The sequence below is a fragment of the Hominenteromicrobium sp. genome (genome assembly GCF_046974225.1).
In the GTDB taxonomy this organism is placed as follows: domain Bacteria; phylum Bacillota; class Clostridia; order Oscillospirales; family Acutalibacteraceae; genus Hominenteromicrobium; species Hominenteromicrobium mulieris.
Window position 1 is genome coordinate 277307 of record NZ_JBKWAE010000002.1, and the last position, 8721, is coordinate 286027.

Below are 8721 nucleotides of genomic sequence, written 5' to 3' on the forward strand. Positions count from 1 at the left end.
ATTAAACGCTTAACTTCCAATTTGCAGAAGCTGTCTGCAAATCGACCAGCCTATGATAGAGGCCATTTTCTTTCATAAGTTCTTCGTGAGTTCCGTTTTCGGCTACAATACCATCTGACAATACAACGATGTTATCGGCAGCTTCCACCGTCCTCATTCTGTGAGCGATTATAAGAACTGTCTTGCCTTTTACCAGCCTGGATATTGCGTTTTGAATTTCAGTTTCGTTATCTACATCAAGAGAAGCAGTAGCTTCATCCAGAAGAATAACAGGAGCGTCTTTCAAAAGAGCACGTGCGATAGAAAGGCGCTGGCACTCACCGCCAGATAGTGTTGAACCATTTTCTCCGATCACCGTCTGATAGCCGTCCGACAATTTTGAAATAAATTCATCACACTGCGCTGCTTTAGCTGCGGCAATCACTTCTTCATCCGTTGCGTCCTTTTTACCGACACGAATATTTTCCATGATGGTGTTATTAAACAGCACAACATCTTGAAAAACGATAGAGAAGTTTTTCATCAACATGGTTGAATTTAGCGGAGCAATATCGGTTCCGCCCAACAGTATTCTTCCTCCGTCCAGAGGATAAAATTTGGCTGCCAGTTTTGCGACTGTACTTTTGCCGCCGCCGGACGGGCCAACCAATGCAGTGACCTGTCCCTGTTTTGCAGTAAACGAAACATCCCTCAGTACCGGTTTGCCCTTTTCGTAAGAAAACTGGACATGATCGAATGTAATATCGTACCCGTTTGTATGGATATTCTTCTCACCGGTTTCTTCCGGGTATTCCTCTATTTCTTTCAAGCGGTTCACCTGAAGCTGTACAGAAAACAGCTCTGCCATATTTGACATCGCCCCGGAAAGCGGATCGTACAGGCGGGAGGCAGCAATCAAAAACAGAATATAGGTAAACAGAGAGGTATCTCCACTTACCACAAGACTATTACCTACTACAATCACCGTTGCCAAACCGAGCCGTAAAAACATCTGGCCGGTTGTCAGCAGACTTGCCGTTGTCATTTCGGATGAAATCTGTGCTTTTTCCGCAGCATCCATCTTTGCGTCCAATTTGCGAAGATAATCTTCTTCCTGATTGCAAGCCTTTATATCCTGTACGGTTTCCAAACATTCCTGAATGCCTTCTGCAAGCTCCAGTCTTGCGTTCATGTGCTTTTTGCTGAGTTTTTCCTGCCATTTCCGTGACAGAATAACGATTGCAAATGAAATCGGAGCTACCCAAAGAAGAGCCAAACCCATTTGCCAGTTGAAAATCAGCAGGCCGATACAAACAATCCCCGTAGAGATAACTGCTCCAAAGAATTGTGGAACCGTATGAGAAAATGCGTGTTCAAAGTTTGCACAGTCGCCCATAATTGTGCTTGTCAGGTCAGCAAGATCACGCTGGTGGAAGAAGGTCAGCGGAAGGGTACGCAATTTTTCCGCAAGCCCGATACGCCGCCTTGCGCTTTCATCATACGTCCCGAGATATGTCGCGGTGTACTGGCAATAATGAAAAATAAAAACAACAGCTAAAATCACAATTCCAATCACAGTGTAAACGGCGGCACTGATCTCTGGCGCACTCGCTCCCAAAACAGGCGCAAGAAGCTGATTGAGGACGATAGCCAGAAGAATAACAGGAAACATAAGGCTGATATTGGCCAGCACCGAATAAACGATCCCTTTTAACAGGTCTTTTGCACCCTGATCGCTTAACGCATACTTCTTTTTTAACGCCTTAATCATGCTGCTCATCCTCCTTTCCGACCTTCCAGGCAATCGAGGTCTGGTAATCCTTCCACATAGAAGAATAAATACCATTTAAGGCTACCAATTCTTCATGCGTACCTCTTTCTGCAATCTGCCCCTCCTTGAACACCAGGATAAGGTCTGCGTCTTGTATCGTAGAGAGCCGGTGGGCAATCATCATAACCGTTTTGTTTTGGGTCAGCCGCTCAAAAGCGAGCTGTATCTGATGTTCATTTTCGGCATCTGCAAATGCTGTGGCTTCATCCAGTACAATAATAGGGGCGTCTTTTAAAATTGCCCTTGCAAGAGCAATCCTTTGATTTTCACCTCCTGAGAGATATGTGCCTCCTGTTCCAACGAGCGTATCAAGCCCATCCGGGAGGCGGTCAATAATATCTTTGCATTGTGCTTCATCAGCCGCTCTCAAGACTTCTTCCCTGGTAGCGTCCGGGCGGGCCGCCTTAATATTATTCATCAAGGTGTCCTTGAACAGACAGGTATTCTGAAACACGAAAGCAACTCTTTTCATCAGTTCCTGCTTCTCAATATTGCGTACATTCACGCCGCCAATCGTAACGGAACCTGACTGAACATCATAAAATCGGGGAATGAGGCTTGCCGCTGTACTTTTACCGCTGCCGGAGGCACCAACAAGCGCCACTGTTTTTCCTGTCGGAACCTCAAAGCTGATATGGTCTAAGGCCTTCTCTTTGGCCCCTGGATAGGCGAAGGAAACATCCGAAAACACAATCGAAGCATCTGCCGGGATCAGGGGATGTTCCGGCTCCTTCAAGGGCTTTTCCTGCAAAATTTCATCCACCCGGCTGACTGCACTTTTAGCCGCCATAAGCTGCTCGCTGGCAAACATGATACGGTTCATCATAGTTGCACAGACCGGAGTAAACAAACTGTAAAACAGAAAATCCAGCACAACATTTTCATAAGCCGCCTGGCCGCTGACCCCGGACAAAATAAACATGGCGACTGGAATAAGAAAAACAAATGTGCCGTTCAGTGTTACTGTAAATCCCGTAAGAGGAATACGGCATTTTAAGGCATACCCGGAAGCAAATTTTTCGTATTCTTCTATTGCAGCGTGAAAGTTTTTGAAGGAATAAATAGTTTGCTGAAATACTTTTACAACAGGAATACCGCGAATATATTCCACAGCTTCTTTATTCATTGTTTCCAGTGCAGTCATATACTTGCCCATAAACTGCGCATTATCTCCACCCATCATCTGTTTGAGAAAGATGACACTGATTCCCATAGGTATCAGGCAGCAAATTCCCAGCCGCCAGTCAAAAAGGAAAATCAAAATAATAACGGCAACCGGCATAACTGCGGCTCCGGTCAGATCGGGAAGCTGATGGGCCAGAAATCCTTCTGTAAGCCCTGCATTATCATCAATGATGTTTCTGAGCCGTCCGCTTGCATTTTGGCTGAAATACCCCAACGGCAGCGTCACGATATGATGAATTGCAGATTTTCTCATATTGGTGGCTGTACGAAACGCCGCCAGATGAGTACAGTTCAGGGCGATAAAATAAATTAAAATGCTTGCCGCTGCAAACACAACCGCCATCCACGCATAATGGGCGCTCCCCGTTGCAAGAGATATATCCCCGGCAGCAAAAGCCTGGATTAAATCGCGGATGACGAGCCAAATGCAAACAAAAGGCAGCATAGATAAAATGGTACTGATTCCGGAGAGAACACATCCCAAAACAGTCAAAACATGGAATTTCCCTGCATATCCGAACATTCTGGACAGTTCTCCATTTTTTTGCTTCTCCATAAGCAAGTCTCCTTTCGCAATAATAGACGGGTTAGCATTTTATAACCCGTCTATTATCATAAAATCATTCGGTTGTTTTTGCCACTCCATACAGAGCGTATCTATCCAATCGGACACATAATTCATTGACACATAAGGCAGGAGTATAAGCGGGACAAATTTTCCTGTAACGGAAATGTTTCTACATGACCTTCATCAACGAAATGCAGAACCCGATTGCAAGTCATAGCGGCAAATTCATAATCGTGGGTAATGATTAAAATGGTCTTTCCTTTTTGCGCCAGAGCTTTCAAATGCTCCGATATTCTCATCATATTTTTGAAATCAAGACCGCTGGTAGGCTCATCCAAAATCAAAACGGGGGTATCTATCCAATCCGATACTGCGAGAGTGAGTCGTTGTTTCTGCCCGCCGGAAAGAGTAGCGGGATGCCGTTCTTTCCATTCAAACAAGCCATATAGTTTTAGCAGATCATCGCGTTGCTCCTGGGTACTGCCTTTTCCGTTTAATAGCAGTTCTTCTTCTACGCTGTCCCCAAACAACTGGCAATCTGTATTTTGCATAACAAAGTAGGCAAAATTCTTCCGTTTGCCTTTAGATACCTTTGTCCCGTTATATATGACCTGACCCTCTTTTTCCTTTTGCATACCACAAAGAATATTCGACAAAGTAGTTTTTCCTATTCCGTTATGGCCTACAATCGCAATCAGATCACCAGCATACGCCTGAAAAGATACATCATGGAAAACCGGATGTTTGCGATAGGAAAACGCCAAATCCTTTACCTCCATCGTCATATCTTTTTCTTTTACAGGGGAAATATCTACTTCAATATGGTGCAAATCTGCCGCTCGTATTCCTATGGCTCGTCTTTTTTCTTCTGGAATAGAGCGCAGTTCTCCCGCCGTCCATTCTTCTTTTATGCTCCCGTTTTCCATATAGAGAAAACGGTCTGCAAGGTCAGTAAGATAATAAAGCCGGTGTTCAGCAACAATGATTGTGTGGCCTTCCGCTTTAAGTCCACCCATCAAATTTTTAAGCGCCTCAACGGAATACATATCCAAATTGGCCGAAGGTTCATCAAACACATAAATATCCGGATCAACAGCATTGACGGATGCCACCGCTATTTTCTGTTTTTCCCCGCTGGACATCGGATAAATTTCTTTCCCTCGCAGCATATCTCCGTTAATACGCTTGATTGCACTTGAAACCCGCCTATCCAATTCTTCATACGGAACGCCATAATTTTCACACCCAAACGAAATCTCATCCTCTGTAATACTGGCAAAAAACTGGCTCTTTGGATCTTGAAAGATTGAACCTACTTTTTTCCCGATTTCATACAGAGGATATTCCGATATGTTGCGTCCCAACAGTGTGATGCGCCCTTTCAGTGTCCCTTCGTAAAATTGTTCGCCTAACCCGTTTACCAATCGTGTTAAAGTTGTCTTTCCGCAGCCGCTCCCTCCAGTCAGAACAAGAAACTCGCCCTCTTTTACATCGAGGCTGATATGATGGATACTATCTGTTTCGGCTCCCGGATATTCAAAAGATACATCTTTAAACTGGATAACGGATCGCCTTGCTTTATCATTTACCATTATGCTACCGTCCTTTCCAGCACAAAATAGAATGCAGTTACACAAACAGCAATCACGCACATAATCCAATCTCTTTTTTGAAATTCTATTTTTCTGCGGCAGGTATGTTTCCCAGGATTGGAAATCCCCCTGCTTTCAGCAGAAGCGGCAAGTTCTTCGGCTATTCTGGATGAACGGAAAATAACAGGCGTAACAATATACTCCATTGCGTCCAGAGGGTGTTTCCATGACAACAGCTTTCGCAGTCGAAGGGAGGAAAACACATCAGAAAATTCACTGCGCACAGTAGGGAAGAAACGCAGCATGAAGGTTACGGGCAGGGCAATTCCATTAGGCGCGTGGATTTTCTTAAAAACTGCTACAACTTCTCCCGGCGGCATACCAATCACGGGCTGCGCAGCCATAACCATCATCAAAATACGCAGCACCATGAACAGGAACATTTCCGGCATAAGAATGGTAATGCCCTGTCCTCCTGAAAGCAACCTCAACACGATAAAAATACCGCAGACGATCAAATATTTTATTGTCTGCCTGCCAAAGCCCTGAATAATCAGATACACGCTCAAAACGCCAAAAAGTGTGTATATCAAAATGTCGCTTGTGAGCACCGCCACAAGCGACATAGTGAGAACTATGACAAGCAATTTGGTTCGAAAATCAAATTTCATGCTCATAGTTTATTTAATCGCACCACTCTTTCTGAAGTGCTTCACAATCAGTTTGTTACTAATCATGCAGCCAAGGACGGCCAGGATAGCGGTGACAGCCAGGCTCAAAAGGACGTACTTCGGATCGGTGTAATACTGGGTCTGAACCTGAACCTGCTGCTCGCTGACGCCGGTGGCAAGAAATGCGTCTTTGAAAAACCAAATTTCTGACATACCATGTGCAGCGCGAACCAGTGCCGTGATTACCCACGAAATAGACACACGCTTAATGTCATGGTAGGCATCCTTTCCGCACATGGAAAGCTCTGCGATGATACCGCCGCCCAAAAACCACGGAATCATAAATGGCCCCATCATCAATCCGGCGATAATCGCCCACATGATATTGTAGACAAGAGCGGGGCCATGCTTGCCGACTTTCATGCACATATAAACATAGAACGGTGCGAGGATAAGTGCCGCACCAGCGGCGTTAAAAATCATGGAATAGAACAGTGAAGCGCCGGTCAGGATCGAATAGACCATAAATACAACGAACATGACCGCACAGAAGATACCGATGATTGCCGCGTCTTTGACAGTGTACTTGTTACCTGTCGATTTTTCATTTTCCATTTGGAAATCCTCCTTTGTCTTGCAGAAAGTTAGCAACGTCTAACCCGCTATTCAAAAAACAGGCCAGCTTCAAGCGGTCTTTCTGCTTTTATCTGACAAAGGATATTCTAATACAGCTCAGATTTCTTCGCCACTCCATACGGACCCGCTTCTATCCAAACGGACACTCTTTCTGAATTCCGTTGGAGAGCTGCCATACGTTTCTTTGAAGGCAGAAGTGAATTTATTCGGATTTTCATATCCGATTTTACTTGCAATCTCCGTTACTGACGACTCGGTTTCCAGCAACAATTTTTTGGCGACTTGAAGCCGATAGGTACGAAGATAAGAATAGACAGAGGTTCCATAGACGCCTCGAAAGCACTTTTTCAATGCTGTTGTAGAAATCTCGAATTTCTGGGAAAGCTGTTCAATCGTATGATGTGCTGTCAAGTCCTCCGTAATATAGGACGCTACTGCTTTAATCAATGCGACCTGATTTTGATTGAAATAATCCGTCTGTAAAACTTCTTCTGCCGTATTGAGATCACTTAAGAACAGAAGCAGTTCCAGCATTTTGACTTTCATGTATCCTGGTTTTCTTTTTTCCCGGACATGATAGAGTTCCGAAAAAATATGTTCAATAGACGGATTGGCCCGCATGATGCAGCAACGGTTTCCTTCGCAAATATATTTTTGTATGTAGTGCAAATCAATATTCAATAGCTCCATGATTTGCCGTATTTCCGGCAGCAATTCATCCAGATTGATGACGATAGAAATACCGTGATAGTGGTTCAGTGGAAAACACGAATTTGACTTTTTCTTCATCATGGAGCTGATCGACAAATCGCCTTCCGCCATATAGCAGCAACTATTTTCACCAAAGCTACACTCAAAACGTCCTATCAGACAATGGTTAATCTCTATCATGTTTTTAGCTGTGGCTTGATTTTGATTGCAATATCCCATGTGCATATCGTTATAGTAAAGCTCAATACCAGAAAAAACCTGATAGACTGTAATGCGTCCATGCCCTGTTTCATTTGACAGCCGAAAAATTTTACAGTCCTGCCGTAGTTCATCTTCTTCGAGAGAGCCGTATAACTTTGTCCCTTCAAATTCGTCTGGCAATTCAGACCGCAATAATACTTCAATCGTACCAGAGAGTGCTTGTTTTTCATAGGTCAGCACCACCAATGCCTCCTTTTGGCTCATTATAACTAATTACCATTAAGTATATGTGATAATTTCTCCTGTGTCAAATTTTGATGAACGCCCATGCTATTAAAGATTTTTAGATGAAAATAGCCAAAATCTCCGTTTCAAATTGTAGTATTAGTAGAGGGAGAATGAGGGTAGGGTTACAGTAGCAAGCACAGCAAGCGAGTACCCGCTTGCGAATTTTGAGATTTTCAGGTCCCTTACCCGAAAATTCAAAATTGCTTGTTGGGATAGTCCCAAACCCTTATAAAGAACGGAGGCGGCGCATGGCAAACCGAAAGCGGAATATCCAAATGAAATTCTATGTTACGGAGGACGAAAAACGGCTCATAGACGAGAAAATGAGCCAGCTACCCACACGCAGATATGGTGCCTACCTCCGCAAGATGGCGATTGACGGATATATCATCTATACGGACACCGCAGATATCAAGGCGTTCACCAAAGAGCTTTCCGCCATCGGCCGGAACATCAATCAGATCGCCAAGCGGATCAACGCCGGAGGTCCTGCGTATCAGGCCGACATGGACGAGATACGGGAAAGGCTGGACGAGATATGGCAGTTACAAAGACACATCCTATCAAGTCAACGCTGAAAGCAGCCATTGACTATATCTGCAACCCGGAAAAGACGGACGGAAAGCTGCTTGTATCCTCCTATGGCTGCGCCGCCGAAACTGCGGATATCGAATTTGCCTGGACCCGCCGCCATGCCATCGACAAGGGAACGAACCTGGGCCGTCACCTGATCCAAGCCTTTCAGCCTGGGGAGGTCACGCCGGAGCAAGCCCATGAGATCGGCATGGAGCTTGCAAAAGAAATCCTGGGCGGCAAGTATGAATTTGTACTTACCACCCACATAGACAAAGATCATGTTCATAACCACCTGATTTTCAATGCGGTCAGCTTTGCGGATCACAAGCACTATCATTCCAACAAGCGGAGTTATCACTATATCCGCCGCACTTCGGACCGGCTTTGCAAAGAACACGGTCTGTCCGTCATAATCCCCGGACAGGACAAGGGCAAGAGCTATATTGAACATCAGGCCACGCAGAACGGCACCAGCTATAAGGC

At 44.8% G+C, this 8721-nt stretch carries 8 protein-coding genes; 2 read left to right on the plus strand and 6 right to left on the minus strand.

Annotated elements, in window-relative coordinates; all coding sequences use genetic code 11:
* Position 1: 1 nt before the first annotated feature.
* From ACLTX1_RS02960 to ACLTX1_RS02985, 6 genes are all read right to left on the minus strand, one after another.
* Positions 2–1750 (minus strand): ABC transporter ATP-binding protein, encoded by a 1749-nt coding sequence (locus ACLTX1_RS02960; RefSeq protein WP_178877570.1) that lies wholly within the window; start codon positions 1748–1750, stop codon positions 2–4.
* Positions 1743–3551, minus strand: coding sequence for an ABC transporter ATP-binding protein (locus ACLTX1_RS02965; RefSeq protein WP_308449837.1), 1809 nt, complete (start codon positions 3549–3551; stop codon positions 1743–1745). The genes ACLTX1_RS02960 and ACLTX1_RS02965 overlap by 8 nt, the downstream gene beginning before the upstream one ends.
* A 122-nt stretch (positions 3552–3673) precedes the next feature.
* Positions 3674–5155 (minus strand): ABC transporter ATP-binding protein, encoded by a 1482-nt coding sequence (locus tag ACLTX1_RS02970; protein WP_308449836.1) that lies wholly within the window; start codon positions 5153–5155, stop codon positions 3674–3676.
* On the minus strand, positions 5155–5832 hold the full coding sequence (locus ACLTX1_RS02975) for an energy-coupling factor transporter transmembrane component T family protein (RefSeq protein WP_186935194.1): 678 nt from the start codon (positions 5830–5832) through the stop codon (positions 5155–5157). Before ACLTX1_RS02975 ends, ACLTX1_RS02970 begins: the two co-directional genes overlap by 1 nt.
* A gap of 3 nt (positions 5833–5835) precedes the next feature.
* The gene (locus tag ACLTX1_RS02980; RefSeq protein ID WP_005423602.1) at positions 5836–6441 is read right to left on the minus strand and encodes an MptD family putative ECF transporter S component; all 606 of its coding nucleotides are present in this window, start codon (positions 6439–6441) and stop codon (positions 5836–5838) included.
* Positions 6442–6558: 117 nt separating this feature from the next.
* On the minus strand, positions 6559–7614 hold the full coding sequence (locus ACLTX1_RS02985) for an AraC family transcriptional regulator (protein WP_308449835.1): 1056 nt from the start codon (positions 7612–7614) through the stop codon (positions 6559–6561).
* A 296-nt stretch (positions 7615–7910) separates the two neighbouring features.
* On the opposite strand from ACLTX1_RS02985, the gene ACLTX1_RS02990 reads away from it, so the two are divergent.
* Together ACLTX1_RS02990 and ACLTX1_RS02995 are read left to right on the plus strand one after the other, a co-directional pair.
* Complete coding sequence (locus ACLTX1_RS02990) at positions 7911–8240, plus strand: MobC family plasmid mobilization relaxosome protein (RefSeq protein ID WP_071143469.1); 330 nt, start codon at positions 7911–7913, stop codon at positions 8238–8240.
* Positions 8201–8721 (plus strand): relaxase/mobilization nuclease domain-containing protein (locus tag ACLTX1_RS02995; protein WP_412330441.1); only part of this gene is annotated, 521 nt, incomplete at its 3' end. The genes ACLTX1_RS02990 and ACLTX1_RS02995, both read left to right, overlap by 40 nt.

What these genes read in the sequence shown, in the direction of transcription:
- ACLTX1_RS02960 (WP_178877570.1), bottom strand. Translation starts at nt 1,750, where the DNA reads ATGATTAAGGCGTTAAAAAAGAAGTATGCGTTAAGCGATCAGGGTGCA.
- ACLTX1_RS02965 (WP_308449837.1), bottom strand. Translation starts at nt 3,551, where the DNA reads ATGGAGAAGCAAAAAAATGGAGAACTGTCCAGAATGTTCGGATATGCA.
- ACLTX1_RS02970 (WP_308449836.1), bottom strand. Translation starts at nt 5,155, where the DNA reads ATGGTAAATGATAAAGCAAGGCGATCCGTTATCCAGTTTAAAGATGTA.
- ACLTX1_RS02975 (WP_186935194.1), bottom strand. Translation starts at nt 5,832, where the DNA reads ATGAGCATGAAATTTGATTTTCGAACCAAATTGCTTGTCATAGTTCTC.
- ACLTX1_RS02980 (WP_005423602.1), bottom strand. Translation starts at nt 6,441, where the DNA reads ATGGAAAATGAAAAATCGACAGGTAACAAGTACACTGTCAAAGACGCG.
- ACLTX1_RS02990 (WP_071143469.1), top strand. Translation starts at nt 7,911, where the DNA reads ATGGCAAACCGAAAGCGGAATATCCAAATGAAATTCTATGTTACGGAG.